8 protein-coding genes and 1 pseudogene are annotated in these 19,122 nt (G+C 60.8%); 7 read left to right on the forward strand and 2 right to left on the reverse strand.

What is annotated here, in order from left to right; translation table 11 throughout:
* Positions 1-54 precede the first annotated feature (54 nt).
* From QUH67_RS14680 to QUH67_RS14690, 3 genes are read left to right on the forward strand one after another with little or no spacing between them, the layout of a single operon-like run.
* Entirely contained in the window at positions 55-1,668 is a 1,614-nt protein-coding gene (locus QUH67_RS14680; protein WP_300947394.1) for a hypothetical protein, read from the forward strand.
* Complete coding sequence (locus QUH67_RS14685; protein ID WP_300947395.1) at positions 1,665-3,194, forward strand: hypothetical protein; 1,530 nt, start codon at positions 1,665-1,667, stop codon at positions 3,192-3,194. Before QUH67_RS14680 ends, QUH67_RS14685 begins: the two co-directional genes overlap by 4 nt.
* A 60-nt stretch (positions 3,195-3,254) precedes the next feature.
* Positions 3,255-3,479 carry a hypothetical protein gene (locus QUH67_RS14690; protein WP_300947396.1) on the forward strand — a complete coding sequence of 75 codons (225 nt, stop codon included), beginning with the start codon at positions 3,255-3,257 and terminating at the stop codon, positions 3,477-3,479.
* A 395-nt stretch (positions 3,480-3,874) separates the two neighbouring features.
* Here the strand turns inward: QUH67_RS14690 and QUH67_RS14695 are convergent, their stop codons facing one another.
* Together QUH67_RS14695 and QUH67_RS14700 are read right to left on the reverse strand one after the other, a co-directional pair.
* Positions 3,875-7,426, reverse strand: a complete 3,552-nt coding sequence (locus QUH67_RS14695; protein WP_300947397.1) for a Dyp-type peroxidase — start codon at positions 7,424-7,426, stop codon at positions 3,875-3,877.
* Positions 7,423-8,817 (reverse strand): hypothetical protein, encoded by a 1,395-nt coding sequence (locus tag QUH67_RS14700; RefSeq protein ID WP_300947398.1) that lies wholly within the window; start codon positions 8,815-8,817, stop codon positions 7,423-7,425. Before QUH67_RS14700 ends, QUH67_RS14695 begins: the two co-directional genes overlap by 4 nt.
* Before the next feature lie 879 nt (positions 8,818-9,696).
* Here QUH67_RS14700 and QUH67_RS14705 point away from each other — a divergent pair.
* From QUH67_RS14705 to QUH67_RS14720, 4 genes and pseudogenes are all read left to right on the forward strand, one after another.
* Complete coding sequence (locus QUH67_RS14705; RefSeq protein WP_300947399.1) at positions 9,697-12,015, forward strand: tellurite resistance TerB family protein; 2,319 nt, start codon at positions 9,697-9,699, stop codon at positions 12,013-12,015.
* Positions 12,012-13,331 (forward strand): annotated as a pseudogene (locus QUH67_RS14710) (ATP-binding protein). The gene QUH67_RS14705 and the pseudogene QUH67_RS14710 overlap by 4 nt, the downstream one beginning before the upstream one ends.
* Positions 13,300-15,555 carry a DEAD/DEAH box helicase gene (locus tag QUH67_RS14715; RefSeq protein ID WP_300947400.1) on the forward strand — a complete coding sequence of 752 codons (2,256 nt, stop codon included), beginning with the start codon at positions 13,300-13,302 and terminating at the stop codon, positions 15,553-15,555. The pseudogene QUH67_RS14710 and the gene QUH67_RS14715 overlap by 32 nt, the downstream one beginning before the upstream one ends.
* A gap of 24 nt (positions 15,556-15,579) precedes the next feature.
* Positions 15,580-18,975: a TM0106 family RecB-like putative nuclease gene (locus tag QUH67_RS14720; RefSeq protein WP_300947401.1), complete on the forward strand. Its 3,396-nt coding sequence runs from the start codon at positions 15,580-15,582 to the stop codon at positions 18,973-18,975.
* Positions 18,976-19,122: the final 147 nt, after the last annotated feature.

Raw genomic sequence — 19,122 nt, forward strand, 5'->3', positions numbered from 1 at the left:
TTGTCCCGGGATTTCAGTATCGAGCTATTTGCAACAGGAAGAGGATTGCAGCCAGTGGATCCGAAGCTAGTCAAACTATTGGTCAAGTATGGATTGAAGCTAGCGAGCCCGCTTGTCGGCGCGTTTGCTTCGGATATTAGCGCCGAGGTTGCTGGTCTGTTCGTCGATGCAAATGCCTCGCGCTCGAAAGAAGATATCTTAGCGCGCCTCAACCGAGCCATCGCACGCGACCTCGAACAAATCCTTGATGCTGAGCACGCAACCCTCGAGGCAGGGCCGCTCCTGGCAACGCTCGAAGCTGCCATCTCGGACGAGCGCACACTCCGGTCCGCCTGGCAGGCAAGTGGCTACGATGCGGATACGGCCGCAAGGCAGATTATGTCCAGCAAAGCGGAGTTGATACGAGGGCTCTCCCAGGAGGAGACGGCGCTCTGCAAACAATTGATTGGAGCACTATTCGCGGCCGCAGCGCAGGAACGGAAAATTCTGGACGCGACTGAAGCTGAGTTCCGCAGGACGGTGCTGGCGAAGCTTGATTTGCTCGCCGCCCAACCAATTCCTTTGCCGCTTCGTGACCAACTGCTACGCGAAGCCGTTCTCTGCGTGCCATCGCGCCCTTTTATTCCTGGAATCTCGTCTCCGGGAGCCTTGCTGCGTGCCGACATCGACCGTCCGGTACCGTTTCACGGCCGCCACCCGGAGCTTGACGATTTACGTCAGTGGCTTGCGTCCTCTCAGCGGCTCCAGGTTCGCCTGCTGACTGGCGCCGGTGGTATGGGAAAAACGCGCTTGATGACCGAAGTCTGCCTGACGGCACGCGGGCTGGGGTGGACCTGTGGGTTTCTCGAACGGACGATGAGCAGCGATTTCAGAGGTGTGCTCAAGCATATTCTTGCTGGAGCGAAGCACGCCCTTGTGGTCATTGACTACGCGGAAAACCGTCGATCTGATGTCGCCGATGTAATAGCCGCGTCGCTTGAGGCTCACGACCGCTGCATCACACGTATCGTTTTGCTCGCTCGCGCTGCTGATGACTGGTGGGAAGCGTTACGCAGTGAGAGTAATGCAGTCGGCGACGTACTCTCCGGGCCTGCCTGCAGTCGATCGGCGCTCCGGCCTCTCGCTTCTACCGGTGACGAACGACGCGCGTCGTATGAACTCGCTCTAGAACACTTCACCAAGGTGCTCGGACGATCGCGAAGTGATGCCACTGCGCTCGACCTCTCCGATCCCAGCTTTGACAGGGCGCTGCTGCTGCATATGGCGGCGCTCGCCTCCGTGGAGGGGGTAGTCGTGCGTGGCGACCAAGGTGTGCTCGATCACGCCCTGGCTCGTGAACGGCGGTTTTGGCATGGCCGGGCGCAATCGTTGGGACTCGAGCAAATATATGAGCCCGCGATCCTGCAGGCCGTCGCGGCATTTGCGCTTACGGGCGGAGCTGCTGATCGAGATGTCGCTATCCGTGTGATCTCGACCCTGCCGTTGCTTCGTGATGAGCGCCCCGTTGTGCTCAACGCAGTCGGACAGCTGCTTCATGACGTGTACGCTGGCGAGCGATGGATTGACCCGATCTTGCCCGATCTGTTGGGCGAGCATGTTGTGCAGACCGCGCTTGGAGGGGAGCCTGGTGAGTTTCTTGCCGCGATTTTCGAGCATTCACCCCAATGAATCCCGCATTACATGCACTAACGATCCTAACCCGCCTCGCCGGTAGGCGTGCGGAGGAGACGGGCAAGCTCCGCGCGGCTCTCAGTGGCCGCATTGATAGTCTCGGAGCATTGGCAATTCAAGTTGGCATCGAAACGGGGGACCCCATCGGACGGGTGCTCGATCAAGTCCTGAGCGAACAGGGGAATGACCAAGTCGCACAGCGTTTGTTTCAACTGCTGCCAGAAAATAGCGTCGCGCTGCGCGAGTTGGCCGCGACCGTTACCTCGATGGTCTTGAGTGCGAAGAGCACCTCCTTGTCTCCGGAGGATACCGCGGTCCTCCGCCTGGATCTTTCATCGCGATTGAGTGCGATTGGTGAAAGACAAGCAGCGTTACGGGAGGCAGAACGAGCCGTCGAATCATTGCGCGGTGAGCACAAGCAGCGTGCTGCTGACCTTGCTCGTGCGCTGGAAACGTTGTCATCGTGCCTTGATGAGGTCGGAAGGTACGCGGACGGCCTCTCCGCCATTCGTGAGTCGGTAGAGATACGCGAAGGACTAGCTCGTATCTCCGATCCGGAGAGCCAAGCACGACTCGCACGAGCGCTGGGATTGCAAGCCGCGTCATTGCGGTCGATGGGCGAGCGCCCTGAGGCCGTCAGATGTTCAAACAGGGCCGTCGATCTAGTGCGTAGGATTATGCTGCAGCACCCAGGCAAATATCGCACGCTGCTTGCGGAACAACTCTCCAAACTTGCCACATTTCGCATTGAGGCAAATGATGTTGATGGGTCGATCGCTGCTGGAAAAGAAGCGCTCGATTTGTATCGAACGTTAGCCGATCGAAATCCCGACCAGTTCCTGCCGCTACTGGCCGTTGAACTCAACAACGTCGCAAACGAGTTGGCGATTGGCCGTTCCTTCAATGAGGCGCTCGGACTGCTTGAGGAAGCAGACAGCATAATGGCAAAACTGGCAGCCACGCGACCAGATGCGTTTGCCGAACAGCATGCTCGGATTCTAAACTCGCTTTCTAATCGACTAAATGACGTCGATCGAACAGAAGAAGCAATCGAGACGTCCAAGAGAGCTATTCAGATACTCAGACCCTTGGTAGAGCGAGATCCGGAAGCATTCCAACAGCGGCTTGGTATGGCATTGCACAGCCTGGCGTACCGATTCTTTGAAGCCAGCCGTATCGACGAATCCCTCGCAACGATTGACGAAGCGATTTTGATCCGCCGAGGTCTGCTTAGCGCCGCCCCCGCTGCCATGCGGGTCGCGCTAGCCATGTCTGGCGCAGTTCGAGCCTCCACATTGCGCAAGGCAGGACGGATACTCGAGGCCTGCGAGCAGATAAGAGAAGCGACTGAGAGTCTGATCGTAGCCGCGCGTGAGCTCGGAAGCTCCGTCTCGCGCGAAGCGAAGGAAATTGGTGGTCGGACGCTGAACTGGCATACGGAGGCCAACATTCCCTTGCCGCCACAATTGCTGACAGAGCTTGGGCAGCTCACCGGAGTAAAATCGTTCGGCGCGATCTCGTGACGGCTTTGTCGCATCGCTATCCTATTCGACCAGACAAGTAATCACTCAGAGGAGAATGCAATGACAGTGTACGATGGACCCCAGGTCTTTGAGGGTGTCGCGGATAGCCTTGAGCGCGCCGTTGAAATTGCTACGCTGAAAATTCCGCCGAGACAGGGGCGTGATTTCGTTGTAGCCCGCGTTGTCAGTTGGGGCATGCAATTTGGAGGATTTGCTCAGCAGAAGATGTTCTTTGCTCAGGTTGCCGAGGACCCTGAGGCGCCGTTTAAGCGAACAAGCGAGTAAACGCTGCTCGGTAGCTGCGGCGCCGGACCGCGTGCGAGGGTAGTGGCGTTGGCGAGGCGAAGGACAAGTGCGGCGGCATGAAAACAAGAACGTGACTGAAATGCCTGTGCCTCAGGGCTTTCGCGCATTCCATGTGGTGCTTTGAGCAATTATGCCCTGGCCGACAATCACCTAGCAACATAACGAATTGAAGTTGCGAAGGGTTTAGTCACCGATAGCTGCAAATACCAACAAGATGAACAGCGGCGTTCAGCTCGCAGGGATAAATGCAGGCGCTCGGCAGCAGATGAGGGAGACGAGCGCTTATGAGGTGCGCGATCCCTTCAATGGGCCCCGGAAAGGTTGTGCTACCGAGTGTCGGCGGTCAAGAAAGTGAGCGCGCTCGGGCGATCCCATCAAACAGCCGGAGCACGGGCAATGGGTGCGACGAGTTCCTTGCCCGCGCGATCAAACAGATCCTGGTTCTGCTCCATCACGTCGCGCAGCGTCATCCGGTAGAGGATGTCCGGCACGATGCCGACATCCTCCAATATCCGCCCCTCGTTGATCTTGACGCGCACCGCGCGGCGCATGGTGAGGCTTAGGATGAGCCCGGAAGGCAGATCTGCGAGCCCCGACAGGCTGTGATCAAGGTAGACTTCGAGGTTCGGGCTCATCCAGCTCTGGTCACGGACCGTGTGAGTAAGTGTATCGTCCTGAATGGTCCAGATCGTGTCGCCATCGTTGACCACGCCGGTCGATAGCGTCGCTTTCGCGGAAAGGGAGACGCCGCCCGTGTTGAACGCGTCTACGATACCGGCTGTGAGCGTACCTGTGGCCATGTCGGCCTTCAGCTTGGCGTCGAGCCGGAAGTCGGGGTTGTAGATGCGCACTACATCCCAGGTCCAATTGTTGCCACCAGCGGCCGCCATATTGCTGTCGGTACAGATCACCTTGCCTAGACCGTTGTCGATGAAGCCCGCAGCGAAAATGTCAGCAGTGCTGAATGCGAGTGCATCGCTGACGAGGACAACCGGGCCAGGATATTTGCGACCAACCTTATTGTAGTCTGCATCTTCTCCTTCGATGGGAATGCCGCGGGTATACTCTTCCCCCGTTGCGAACGCCTCGGCGAAGGACGGACGCCACCTGCTAAATTCGTCGCTCAGGTTCACCATCGCACGGGTCAGGTCGGTCACCCGGAATTCAAAGCGTGCCGGAACGATCGGCGTCGCGCTGAAGAGTTGCAGAACGCGTTCTCCCGCCGCGATGTAACCGCCGCTGTTCCCACGCATGTCGAAGATGAGGCCGTTCTGCGGGAGCGCGGGAAGGATCGGGGTTAGTGCATTTACGAGATCATCGACTGCGTTGGCTTGGAACGACCAGAAGCGAAGATAGGCAAAGGTGCCATCGCCAGTCGTCACAGTCCCGTAATCGATAACGCCAGCCGCAGCGTGGCCCAGGACCCTGGGAACGCCGATCGGCTGGGCCGCCGGTGCGGCAGGTGCTACATCGAAGCTTTGCGGCGCGAGTCGGATACGGCGCGCATTCTGGAGGTCGAGAAGCGGCAGGTCGCCACCAAAACCGGTAATGTTGCGACCGAGGCCGGGATAGGCGGGGGCGGCGGTAGGATTGAAACCGACCCATGAGAACCGCTCCTCAGACACAACGCCGTTGAGAGTGAAGCGAAGGTCGACCCACTCCTCCAGAGGCGGCCCAAAGCGATTGAGCGGCCTATGCGTCAAGAACGCCAAGCTGCGGGCGAGCGCTGCAGCCTCATTACCTCCGTCGAATAGATTGGAATTGAGGCGGATGTAACGATCGATCGGGATGCCGTTCCAATGGCTAACGCGTGCGCCCGGCTTGAGCGTTTTGGTCTGTGCGCTCGGATCAATCTTGGTCACGACATAGAGCTGGTCGCCGTTTTCCCAGCAAGTCTCGATAGTGAATGGCACCATCGTGGCCGCACCATACGGAGCCCGACCGAGCAAGATGACGTGCCTATCGCGCACTCGCGCGAGCAACTCGACGAGAGCCCCATGAAATTCACCGTCCGACATCGTGTCGATCTTGGGCGCCAGCAGCGCGAGTGCGCGAACTGGATCGAAGCCGTAGATCGCCTTCTTACGGTTGAGATGGACGTAAAAACTCACCAGTGCGAGCGTCAGCTGGTCGATCAAGCGGCGTCGATCGGCGATGGGATAAACCGGTACCGCAAGTGGGCCCGGCGGTAGCGTGAAGTTGGTCGCGAGCAGTCTTCCCGCGGGAGATAGGAGTAGCGTGCTGGTATCCTCTGCACCTAACGCCTTATTACGAGGCTTCTTTTGCGTTTTCTTGGCAACCGCCATGATCGCTCTCCACTCTCGCTCGAAAGCTTGCCCGGCCAGAGCGCGCACAGCGCTTATAGCCGGCGAAAAATAGAAGCCACCGCCAGTGGCAAAGACCCAATCCGGTTGAGCGGCTCCGGTCTCGGTGCGCGCCGCAGTCGCGCCGTCGTAGCAAACGAAGAAGCGTTCACGCTCTCCATCTGGATTTGACCCGATCACCATGTCGAACCCGTCTCCTACCACAACGCCAGGAAGTGCCGGCGCCACTGAAGCCACCGGGCGGTTCGCCGCATTGGCCCAGCGATTGGCTAGGAACATGAACTGATTCTGGATATCGGTCTGATAGGATAGGAAGAGCAGTCCTCGATCGACTCCATCGGCCGGAGCGCCTGACGCAAGCGGCGCTCCATAAGGGATACCGCGCCGCAGCAGGCGATGGCCGAGCGTGTGGGGCGCTATCCCGTCATCAGTCGCGACACCACGCGGGTTCACCTTGCGGATATGGGCGGCGAGCGGACAGACGCGGCCGTCCTGATCGTCGAGTAAGGTGAAGTCATTGTTGCGCGCATCGTCACCGCCCAGAATGGCATCATCGGCATTGGGCGATAAGCGAACAGGCGCGCCGCTCGGCCACCGGCCAACCACGAGTGCCGCAGCCCGTTCAGGGGACATGGGCTTGGCGAAGGCGGTCGAGGCGCTAGCCGCAACTCTCTGACAAAATCCCAGAAAAGCGGGTACGTCCTGATGTAGCCGGCGGAAGGCGAGGAAAGAGCCGTTCGCAGCCCACCAAGGTGCGACCGCGCTCTGATCGATCGCTGGGGCCGGTGGGCCGAGCTTTCGCCCTTTCGCGCTCAGCCGGACGAAGCTCAAGTTCTGCTTTGGATAGCCGAATACGAATTCGCCCGGCCAAACGAGGATCTGGCCGGGCTGTGCGAATTCTGGGTCGGTTGAAGGGCCAGGCTGCGCTGCGGGCCGCGGAGTGAGCCAGTCACCATCCGCGGCCGAGAGCTGACCACGCACACCCGGTTGCGAGATGCCGTCGCGAAATCCGAAATGCTCATGCCCGGCATCAAACTGATGCGCCGCGTCCGAATAGAAGGACGGGTCATGCCCGGCGTCGACGTGAATGATCGTGCAGCCCGCTTTGATCAACTCCGCTTGCCGGGCGGCCAAAGCGGCATCGAGTTGAACTGGATCGTCCGCGGCGATGATTAGGATTGCATCAGGAAGCGTGTCCGGACCACCAATTTTCCAAGTTGATATCTCACCCGGCGCGCCCGCAGTGGTCGGATCGCCGATGGTACGGGAGGCCGTCCCATCCAGTCCATTTATGAAAAGCGTATCGGTAAACTGAGTAGCAGTCGGGCTGAGCTTGACCAATCCCCGATAAGTGAAGGCGATATTCTGCCAACAGACCTTCATGGCCGAGGTATCGTTGCCGGCGACCTTCATCGCTAGGAGTTGCCGCTTGAACGCGACCACCTCGGCTAGGTCCGTAAGCGCCAAACCCTGCAGCCATTGACGCAGGGCGGCAAGGTCTACGGGGAACGCGAAATGCACGAGTGTCTGATGGTTCTTGTTGAAGCCTCCGAGCGAGTTGCCCTGGATCTCGCTGGTCGCGAGGACGGGCTCCGCCGTCATGGGATCACGATCGTCCCGGTGCGGCGTGCAACGCGCACCGTGGGCGCCGCGAGGCCGGCATCCTGGAGTCCGCCGCCGAGCCCCGCTTTGGCGGTCGCGTGCAGGTTCTTCACTAACGCCACTGCCGCGTCGCCATTATCGGGACACGGCGTGCCATAGTCGACTCCGTCGATGTAATCGGGATGGTCATGGTTCGGGCAAGGACTGAGTTGGCAGACTCTCGGCTCCTGGTGCGGTGCTCCCGCGACCGCTAGCCCGTACAGGGTCATCGTGACGTAGCGAGCCACTTGTCCGCCGGTTGCGATCGCTGTGCCGTCGACCGCCATGTCGCCGACGCGGAGTTGTTTGCCGCCATGCATTACCCCATCCGGCACCGCGAAGCGCGCGCGCAGGATCATGTCCTTGACGTCGGCGGGCTTGGGCCGGATTGGCACGAACCAGCTTGCGATGTTCTGGACCGGGTTACCGTCCAGGCTGAACGCGGTGGTGTCCAGACCCTTGATGTAGAGGCCGACCGGGTTGCGAAGGCTGACACTGTTCCCAGCTCGCACGAGGGAGTTGACCTTGGCACCGATGGTGGGATCGCTGTTGCGGTTAATCTCACCATAAGCGGCGCAGCAGATCAGATCGGGGTCGGATGTCTTGAGGACATCTTTACCCCAGAGATAGCTCGCATCGCGCCCGAGATTGACCTCAGCGCCTAACGAGTTGGAGTCGTGGGTCAGGTGGATTGCATATTTGAGATTCCATTTGTTCCAAGGATTGTAGTCGTGGACGGCGAAAGTGCGCGTCACGTTGCCGCCACCGTCGACCATCTCAGCGGGTCTGGAGAAATAGAGATCGGCGGCCGGAATGTGTTTGTCGCCGCTGAGCTCGCCATAGAGAGTTTCTAGGAGCGCCCGATCAGTATTGCCGATCGTCTCCCAATATTCAGGCCCTTCGCAGGTAAAGTTGACGGCCGTTATGATCCCATCAGCATCCTTCTCGAGCGACCATTCGAGATACTCGTCTTGGGGGCGGTAGAACAGGTCGAGACGCTGACGCGTCGCAGCATCTCGGACTAGCGAATAGGCAATCCCCTTGGGATGGCCGGGATCCTGGTCGCCCCAGCGGATCGGGGACTCGGCGACACGCGCGGCCGCGAGCACGTCACCGTCGTTCATCGCCAAGAGCATGTTGGGCATACCAGACCATTCAGGACTGGCCTGAGTAATCTGTCCTGCAGGCGGGTGGAGCGGGTTGAAGAAAGCGGGTGTCGCGGCGCGATTGCGGTTCACGGCGGTCATGTACCGGTCTATCGTCTGGTGCCACGCATCGTAGAGTGCCTGCTTATGAGCCAGCGATCTGTCGAAATCGCCGATCATCGCTGGCGGACCAAATGTTCCAGCCATCCCTTCCCCCTAAAAAAAAATCAATTATCTTGTGACGAGTCCGAGGCGTCCAACGGACTAGAGCTAGAAAAGACTAACCGTGTCACTTCTCGGCTTCTTATCTCGATAATTTCTTCAACAGCAATTCAACACGATTGTAATTTCAAGTTGTATCGTTTGCAAGACGCAAGTCGCCGCGCATGCAGATCGTACTTCACGCACCAGCAATCCGGCTTTCGTCATGCTTGGACCGCGTAGGCTTTTGAATGGACCGATGCTGCTGCGCATCACAAAGACCTGCTAGCAGTTATGTGATGTGTCGCTCGCCTGAGGCACTCGCGCGGACGGCTGCCGCTTCGCGGCTTCGCTATCACTGCGCGTCGCGCGCGTGCCCGGTTAACCGGTCTCGCGACTGCATCGGTCCCGAATCCCGCCGCTTTCGGCTCGGCGCTACGCTGCCCCTCTTGCGGGTGCCTCTTTTGGTTCTTTCACTCTTGCTCTTGTTTTCAATGTTTTGTTTTAACCCGCGCTGGCTTGCTCAATATTCCAACGCTTGAAATCTCACCCGAGCGGTCTCCCCGGTCTTCCGCGCTTCCGCTTGGCGCTCATTCTCTCGAAGGGCCGCCAAGCGACCGAGCAGAGACCTGCTCTTGCGAGCGGTGATCGCCGGGGGCGATCCCCCGTTGCCGCCGGGGCGGCCAGCGCTTGAGGTTCGCCCGCCCGGCGAGACCCCTTTTCAATCGGGCGTCGAAATCCCTCCGAAATATCGAGGCCGGGCCCATTCCCTACGGTTGTGCATCGTGCGAATGTCGCCCCATTAGACGGGCCGGGACCGGTGGTATTATCTCACGGATTTTCATGGCTAGGCGACGGGGCAATTCGTCGAGTGGAACGATCTTATTGATTTTGTTCGGCGCTTTGGCCGCCGCGGTGTCGGCCGTCTATCGCTTTGCGGTTGAGAATGCGCAGGCGATAGGTGTCATAGTCCTGATTTGCGCACTGATCGCCATCCCGTTCCTCATTGCCCGCTTCAGGTCGACGAAACGTGCGGATCCAGCCGGTCCCAGGCCACCGCCTCTGGACACCGGGTTGCGGACCCGCACTTCGGGGGCTTCCTCCACCCGGGGCGAACGCTCCCCTCCGGCCCGGTGGATCCGGAGCGGCGAAACCGTGAAGTTCGGCACTGCCGCGCTTTCCGGCGGCATGTTCTACTACGGGGACTGGCTCGCGCTCGCGGACAGTGCCACGCGCCAATACGCCATCAACCCGAAACTCCCGGCCTCTGGAGTGGCCGACGTCGAGGGCCGCTCGATGCCTTACTGGCCGTCCTACGCTGACATCTCTCCTGGCGCTCGCCGTGCCTTCCTCAATTGGATGGCCGGCGGCAGGCGGGATCCGTCGTACGGCATCGGGATGGTCTTCATCTTCCTGTATGGCCTCGAACATCGGCTGTTCCTGGAAGGAGGAGACGATGCAGACCTGATCGTCCGAGAGGTCGAGAGACTTCTGGCGATCTACGGCGCCAACAACTCGTTCCAAGGCTACGCTAGCAATTTCGTTGACTTCGCACGACTGGCCCAGGGCGAACGCCTTGAGGTGAGCGAGCTATCTCCGGAGCGGCGCGGCGGACCCGAGATGGACTTGCCGACCCGCCTCTACCTCGGCAGCCGCCTCGCTGAAGCACCGGCGTTGTCGGCTGAAGACGCGCTGCGCTGGGTCCTTGCGATACCCGACACCTATCTGAGGACGCCGGCGGTCCGTTGCTTCGACGAGTTCGTCGCGCTGTGGCGGTTGCGTTTCGACCGGATCTATCCCACGGGCCTTCCGGTGAGCGGCAAAGATCGGATCTCGCTGCGCTACCGGGCGGCGAGCGGCGCTTTCGACGTCGCGGTCAGCGGACCGCACGAGCAGTACGTCGATGTGGCCCGCGTGACGAAACCGGTGCCGGCATTGCAGAAGCTGGTGACTGACTGCACCGACGAGTTGGACTCCTTCAGCCGCTTCCTCGGCCGAAAACCTTCGGCCAGGAACTCGATGGCAGCGGCGAAATTGCTGCCCACCGATCTGCAACAAAGCACGACCGCGGGGGCGATAGCCGATTTCCGGCACCGGGTCGAAGCCGTCATGGGCGACCACGGACGCGGAAGCTGCACGGCGCAGATACTGTTGGAAATGGCAGGAATCGAAGTACCCGCGGACGGCAAGATTTCGGCCGCGTCTGCCGACGAACTCGGCCGCGCGCTGGATTCCATCGGAGTCGCCATCGAGCCCGACCGCCGATACGGAAGCAGCGTCCCACGCGCCGACGAGCAGGTGTTCGTGTTCAGGGCCGCGAACGGCGGCCCCGTCGATCCCGCTCGGGCTTCGTTCAGGGCCGTCAGGGCCCAAGTTGAGGTCGCGGTGCTGGCGGCCGCGGCGGACGGAGATGCATCCTACGAGGAGCTCCAGCGCACGATCGCGCGAATACGCTCCGCCACCGATCTGTCTGGAGTCGAGCAGGCGCGCCTCATCGCTTTCGCGGTCACGACGTTCAATAATCCACCTAAGCAGTCGAGAGTGATGCGGAAGCTCGCCGAAACCACCGAAGACGAACGCCAGGCTATCGCGGACGCAGCCATAGCGGTGATCGGCGGAAACGGAAACGTGGACGCCGGCGAGGTGAAATTCCTGGAAAGGCTTCACAAGTCGCTTGGGCTGCCGAAGGAGCGCGTGTACACCGGCCTCCATAGCGCCGCCGCAAGACAGGCCGACGATCCCGTGCCCATTAGCGGCGAGGATCGCGCCGTAGGGGTACCGTTACCGAAGGAAGCGCCGTCGCCCATTCCTCCTGCGGTTGCCGCCAGGGGAATTTCCATTGATGCTGCGCGACTAGCCCGAACGCGCAGGGATACGGAGGCGGTATCGGCTCTCCTTTCGGATATCTTCGCCGAGGACGTCGTCCAGCCGCAACAAGCTCCTCCCGAACAGGCCGCTCTCGATGGACTCGACGGGCCGCACACCGAACTGGTGGAGCTCTTGGAGCTTCGCGGGTCGATGACGCGGACCGAATTTGACCGACACGCGAAGGAGATGCGTCTTCTGCCGGACGGCGCCATCGAACGGATCAACGACTGGTCGTTCGATCGCTTCGACGAAGCGCTGATCGATGACGGCGATGAAGTCGTCGTCGCGCCGCATCTTCGAGGGAAAATCGCCGAAATGAAGGACAAGGCCGCATGAGCAAATCCGCCAAGACTATCCGGCCCAAGGAGCGCGATACGATCATCCAGGCGCTGTCGGCGGGCGTGGTTCCTCGCCTGGGACTGGCGCACATCCAGGTGGGGCGTGCCGGAGAGATCGCGGCCCTGCTGCGCGACGTCGACCGGATAGCGGACTCTGGAACCGCGGTGAGATTCATCATCGGCGAATACGGAGCGGGAAAGACCTTCTTCGCGAGCATCGTGCGTCTCATCGCGCTCGAGCGGAAATGCGTGACGATGCACGCCGATCTGTCGCCCAACAGGCGCATCCATGCGAGCGGCGGCCAGGCGCGTGCGCTCTATTCCGAAGCCGTGAACAACATGGCCACGCGAAACAAGCCCGAAGGCGGCGCGCTCCAGAGCGTGATCGAAAGGCTGGTAACCGACGCCGCAAAGGAAGGCGGCGAGAAGGGAGTGCCGGTCGAGAAGGTCATCGATGAAAAGCTCGCGCCGATCACCGGTTTCGCCGGCGGGTACGATTTCGCGACCGTCCTTAAGGCGTACTGGCGGGGTAGCGAGGAATCGAACGATGCCCTCAAGCAATGCGCCATCCGATGACTGCGCGGCGAATATTCGACGAAGACGGATGCGAAGAAGGATCTCGGAGTTCGGACGATTATCGACGACGAGAATGTCTATGACGCGCTGAAATCGCTGGCATGCCTCGTGAGGGTCGCGGGCTATGCCGGTCTGGTCGTGATGTTCGACGAGATGGCCAACATCTATAAGCTGCAGAATTCCCAAGCGCGAAAGCAGAACTACGAGCAGATCCTGGACATCGTGAACGACTCGCTGCAGGGCACTACGTCCGGCATCGGATTCGTCATGTGCGGGACGCCCGAATTTCTGCTCGATACCCGCCGCGGCCTGTTCAGCTACGAAGCGCTCCAATCGCGGTTGGCGGAGAACACCTTCGCGCAGGGCGGTCTCGTCGACCTTTCGGGACCCGTCATCAGACTCCAGAGCCTGACACCGGAGGATCTGCTGGTGCTCTTAGGCAACATCAGAATGGTCTTCGCAAGCGGCGACCCATCCAAATATCTAGTGTCCGACGAGGCCCTGACCGCATTCATGGAGCACTGCGATCGAAAGATCGGAGAAGCATATTTCAGGACCCCGCGGTCGACAGTCAAGGCGTTCGTCCACATGCTGTCGGTGCTCGAACAGAATCCGGGCACGCGATGGGAAGATCTTCTGGATCGCATACCAATCGCACCGGACGCACCGGAAGTTTCGGCGGATGCCGATGCAAGCGGAGACGGCGATGAGCTCACCAGCCTCCGACTCAACCCTTGAAGGCGCCTACGACAAGCTTCATCCGACGATCCGTCGCTGGATCCGAGATCAAGGTTGGGACGAACTGAGGGAAATCCAGGCTCGCACCGTGAACGCGGTGCTGGACGGCGATCGTGACATCCTGATCGCGGCGACGACCGCGGCCGGAAAGACGGAAGCAGCTTTCCTGCCTATCCTTACGCAGGTAGCGGAGCGCAAGGAGCCGGGCTTTTCCGTGCTCTACGTCAGTCCCTTGAAGGCGCTAATCAACGACCAGTTCAAGCGCCTGGACGAATTGTGCGACAACATGGGCATTCCCGTCGTGAAATGGCACGGGGATGCGCCGCAGGCCGATAAGAAGCGGGCCTTGGCCAAGCCGCAGGGTATCGCCCTGATCACGCCCGAGTCGATCGAAGCCATGTTCACTCGCCGACCGGCTGACGCCGCTCGGTTGCTGTCGACGGCCGCGTTCATCGTGATCGACGAACTCCACTCCTTCCTTCAGGGGCCACGGGGACTTCATGTGGCGAGTCTGCTGCGCCGCATCGACGCGATGTCGAGAAAGGCCGCTCGGCGCGTCGGTCTGTCCGCGACGATCGGCGATCTTCCGCAGGCTGCAGCCTGGTTACGTCCCGCGGTACCGCATTCGGTCGAGATCCTCGAGGCGAAATCCGATTCGCCCGAGCTCAGGCTTCAGATACGCGGATATGTCGAGCCGCCGGAGCTCGACGATCCCGATCATGCTGAAGGTACCTCCGGTGCGGAAGAGACGCCCAGAAGGATCGCGCTGGACGACATCGCAGATCATCTGTTCGCCACGCTCCGCGGGCCGAACAATCTCGTCTTCGGCGGATCGCGCCGCACCGTGGAGTCTGCAGCGGACAGATTGAGGAGGCGTTGCGAAACGGCGAAGGTTCCGAACGAATTCTTTCCCCATCACGGTAGCCTTTCGAAGACCTTGCGCGAGGATCTCGAGGACCGATTGAAGGACGCGAAGCTTCCGACGACCGCCATCTGCACGTCGACCTTGGAACTCGGCATCGATATCGGATCGGTGAAGTCGGTCGCGCAAATAGGGTCGCCCAGATCCTTATCGTCGCTGAAACAGAGGCTAGGACGCACGGGGCGCCGGCCTGGCACGCCGTCGATCCTGCGGGTCTACGTGCGCGAACCCAACATCGATCAGGACTCGGGCATTTTGGATAGGCTTCGGTCCAACACGATACGGTCGGTCGCTGTCGTGAGGTTGCTCTTGGAAAGGTTCGTTGAGCCGGCCGGCGAGGTGCCCGAAACGGCGTCGACGCTCATTCACCAGATTCTGTCGGTTATCGCAGAACGCGGCGGCATAAGAGCTAGACCGCTGTACGATCTGTTGTGCGGCCCCGGTCCCTTCGCATCGATAACCGTCGCCGAATTCGCGGACCTGCTCCGACATCTGTCTTCGGAGGCGGTCAAATTCGTCGAGCAAGCAAGCGATGGCACCATCATGCTCGGAAAGGAGGGTGAGCGGATCGTGCAATCGCGCAATTTCTTCGCCGTGTTCGAGTCACCCGACGAATGGCGCCTAACGGTCGGAGGGCGGACACTCGGAACTCTCCCGATTTCGTTTCCCGTCCATAAGGACAGCTTGGTCGTCTTCGCCGGCCAACGCTGGATCGTGCAGGATCTCGACGAAAAGACGAACACTCTGTTCGTGGCGCCGCATCCGGGCGGCGTGGTGCCCCGGTTCGAGCGGGCCAACGGAGAGCGTCTCCACGACCGCTTGGCGGCAGAGATGCGACAGGTCTACCTGGCATCTGACGTGCCGCCCTATCTCGACGACAAGGGGCGTTCGCTGTTGGCACAAGGAAGAGAGATGTTCCGATCCCTCGGCCTCGAGACGACGACCTGTGTGCAGGAGGAGAAGAACCTTCACGTCTTTCTGTGGCGGGGGTCCCAGGCGACCGCTGTCTTTGGGGCCGCCGCCGCTATGGTCGGCATTCCGGGAGAGGTCCATGACCTCGGTCTTACGCTTTCCGAAACGAACGTGTTCGATGCTTCAGCAAAGTTGAAGCTCCTGGCAGATACAGAGGACGTAGACCCCATGGGGGTAGCGGCGTTCGTCGAGAACGTGGCGGCCGGCAAGTTCCGGGAGCAAGTCCCGCAGCCCTTGGCCAAGGCGTTGTGGGCCAAACAGAACGTCGCGGCCATAGCCGGTATCAACGGCATGGCGCGGACCGTATGCGAGGCGGACGGACTCCACTGACGCGCTCCAACGAGCGGGGGAAACATGTACAAAGTCGCGGGAACGCTCAATCTCAGTGCCGGCGATCTGGTGGGGCACCTTAACTGCCGCTATCTGACGTCGCTCGACCTCAAGGTCGTGGACGGCGAGTTGGACAAGCCCAAGATCTGGGATCCGATCCTCGAAGTGCTGGCCGAGCGGGGTTCGCTGCATGAACGTGAATTCGTTGAGCATCTCAAGGCCGACGGTCGAGTCGCGACGGTCGTAGAAGGTGTCGGCGTCGACGCCAATTCGCTCGCGGCCACTAGCGCTGCCATGGCAAGGGGTGACGCGATTATCGTCCAGGGCGCGTTGCAGGTAGGGCGCTGGAACGGCCGTGCGGACATCCCCACGAGAGTCGAAACGCCGAGCCGCTTCGGCGCCTGGTCGTACGAAGTCATCGACACCAAGCTCGCGCGACAGACGAAGGGCAGCACGATCCTTCAGATATCCCTCTATTCGGACCTCTTGTCCGAAATTCAACAGGCCGAGCCGACATCCGCGCTGGTCGTCACGCCAGGCACTAACTTCACGCCGGAGACGTATCGGGTCGCCGATTACGCAGCCTACTACCGGCATGTCCGCCGCAGCTTAGAGGAAGCCGTGTCGGGGACGCTCTTGGGCTCTGTCTATCCCGAACCTATCGAGCACTGCGAGATATGCCGATGGCGGAGGCACTGCGACGAGCGAAGGAGGGCCGACGATCACATGTCGCTCGTCGCCGGTATCAGTAAATCGCAGATGGGCGAACTGGAGAGGAATGGGGTGGAGACGATGGCTGCGCTCGCCGCCTTGCCGTTGCCGCTGCAGTGGAGACCCGAGAGAGGAAACGTCAAAAGTTTCGAGAAGATCCGCGAGCAGGCCCGAATACAGGTCGAAGGACGCGAGAGCGGCGCGGTGCTCTACGAGACCTTGCCGCCGATTGCAGGATTTGGCCTGTCACGGCTGCCCGAACCCTCCCAAGGCGACATATTCTTCGACTTCGAGGGCGATCCGTTCGTAGGTGACGGCGGATTGGAATTCCTCTTCGGATACACGTACTCCGACGAAGACGGCCAGCCGCGGTACGTCGGCGATTGGGCTTCCAACCGACAGGAAGAAAGGATCGCGTTCGAGCGTTTCGTCGATTTCGTGACCGATCGCCTCAAAACCTATCCAGACCTGCATATCTACCATTTCGCGCCCTACGAACCGGCCGCGATGAAACGGCTTATGGGCCGCTATGCGACGCGCGAGAACGAGGTCGACAGTCTGCTGCGCGCCGAAACTTTCGTCGACCTCTATTCCGTAGTCCGCCACGCCATCAGAGCCAGCGTCGAGAGCTACTCCATCAAGAAGCTCGAGCCTCTGTATTCCTTCGTCAGAACCGTTTCGCTCGACGACGTCGGCGCGGTGATGGCACGGACGCAGGCGCGACTGGAGTTGTCGGACGCCGCCGGCATACCCGAAACCGACAAAGAAGCGATAAGGGGTTACAACCGGGACGACTGCTCCTCCACGGATGCTTTGCGACGTTGGCTCGAGTCGGTTCGGGCCGAGGTCGTCGCTGGCGGGGCAATAGTCGACCGGCCGGCGCCCGGGACGTCGGAGGTCAGCGCCGAACTCGACGAATGGCACAAGAAGGTCGCCGCGCTCGTCGGGCGTCTAACCGAGGGCGTGCCGGACGACGTCGCGGAACGAAGCTCCGAGCAGCAAGCGCGCTGGCTTTTGGCGTTCATGCTGGATTGGCACGGGCGCGAGAACAAGGCCGTTTGGTGGGAATACTTTCGGCTGCGGGACCTGTCCGCCGAAGATCTGCTTCACGAGCGCGACGGGATCGCGGAACTGACGTTCCTGCAGCAGGTCGGCGGAACTGCCAAGGTCCCGATCCATCGGTATCACTTCGCGCTGCAGGACACCGACATCCGCGTCGAAGACAAATTGCACAGCGTCGGCGGCGCCGATTTCGGACGGGTCGTCGCGATGTCGCTCGACGATCGTACCATCGACATCAAGAAGCGCGGAGACACGGCCTCGTTGCATCCCGAGGCGGTCTTCACGCACAGCTTCGTCGGCACTCAGGTACTCGCCGACTCGCTGATGCGGATAGGCGAGTACGTGGCCGACCGTGGAATGGTCGGGGAAGGCGATTATCGCGCCGCCCGTGATCTGTTGATGGCGGCGGCTCCGCGACTGATGGGGCAGCAATTCCAGGTGGACGGTGAGACGACCATGGAGGCTGCGATCCGGACAGCGCTCCACCTCGACAGCAGCGTCTTTCCGGTGCAAGGCCCCCCGGGGGCGGGAAAGACATATACCGGCGCTCGTATGATCTGTGCCCTCGCCAACGAGGGTAAGAAGGTCGGGATCACGGCGAACAGCCATAAGGTCGTCCGCAACCTTCTGGACGAGGTCGTCTCCACCGCCCGCCAACAGAGCCTTTCGATCGAATGCATCCAGAAGCCGTCCGAAAAGGAGGACGATCTCCCGGGACTGCGCTTCACGACGGACAACGCGGCGTTTCTCGATGCGCTGAATTCCGACTGCATGGTCGGAGGTGCGACCGCCTGGTTCTGGGCCCGACCCGACGCAACGGGGATCGTCGACGTTCTGTTCATCGACGAAGCTGCCCAGATGTCGCTCGCGAACGTTCTCGCCGTCTCGCAGACCGCGCGGAGCATCGTTCTATTGGGCGATCCACGGCAACTCGAACAGCCGATCAAAGGGAGCCATCCCGACGGAGCTGACGTCTCCTCTCTGGACCACATCCTCGGTCCCCACGCCACCGTGCCTCCCGACCGAGGGCTCTTTCTCCCCGAGACTTGGCGCCTGCATCCGCAAATCTGCTCGTTCAACTCCGAGATGTTCTACGACGGCCGTCTGCATCCTCATCCCGGTCTGGAAAATCAGGAGATCAGGTCGAGTGGTAGAATTTGCGGCGCCGGTCTCCGCTATCTACCGGTGACGCATGACGGCAATCAGAGTTCGTCGCGGGAGGAAGCCGACGCGATCCGCGAGCTTGTCTCGGAGATTCTAGGTACCCGAACGACCTGGACCGATCGCGACGGCGTCGAGGCACCGGTCGGTTTGAGCGAGATCCTGATTATCGCTCCCTACAACGCGCAGGTGTTCGAGCTTCGGGAGCGCATTCCCGGCGCCCGCATCGGGACCGTGGACAAGTTCCAGGGACGCGAAGCCCCCATCGTGATCTTTTCGATGACGACGTCCAGCTACCTAGACGCTCCCCGCGGAATGGAGTTTCTCTATAGTGCGAACCGGCTGAACGTGGCGACTTCGCGCGCGAAATGCATCTGCGCCATCGTAGCATCTCCTCGACTTTTCGAGGTGGAATGCAGAACGCCTCGACAGATGCAACTCGCGAATGCTTTTTGTCGATATCTGGAATTGGCGACGCATCTTTAGCTGGCAGAACTCGCATAGAAAGTCGGTCGAATATAAGGGTTCATATTTCCCTGAGTAGTGACTGGTGGGGCGCCATTTTCGTTCGAGGTCAGCGACGACCTCATCTTGCCGCGCAGTGTGGCGGAAGGGGGCCGTCCTCCCAACACG

It is taken from the genome of Bradyrhizobium roseum (assembly GCF_030413175.1).
Classification (GTDB): domain Bacteria; phylum Pseudomonadota; class Alphaproteobacteria; order Rhizobiales; family Xanthobacteraceae; genus Bradyrhizobium; species Bradyrhizobium roseum.

Bases quoted from the DNA above. Each gene is read 5' to 3' on its own strand.
- QUH67_RS14715 (WP_300947400.1), top strand. From the start codon at position 13,300: ATGAGCTCACCAGCCTCCGACTCAACCCTTGAAGGCGCCTACGACAAG.
- QUH67_RS14695 (WP_300947397.1), bottom strand. From the start codon at position 7,426: ATGACGGCGGAGCCCGTCCTCGCGACCAGCGAGATCCAGGGCAACTCG.
- QUH67_RS14720 (WP_300947401.1), top strand. From the start codon at position 15,580: ATGTACAAAGTCGCGGGAACGCTCAATCTCAGTGCCGGCGATCTGGTG.
- QUH67_RS14690 (WP_300947396.1), top strand. From the start codon at position 3,255: ATGACAGTGTACGATGGACCCCAGGTCTTTGAGGGTGTCGCGGATAGC.
- QUH67_RS14700 (WP_300947398.1), bottom strand. From the start codon at position 8,817: ATGGCTGGAACATTTGGTCCGCCAGCGATGATCGGCGATTTCGACAGA.
- QUH67_RS14685 (WP_300947395.1), top strand. From the start codon at position 1,665: ATGAATCCCGCATTACATGCACTAACGATCCTAACCCGCCTCGCCGGT.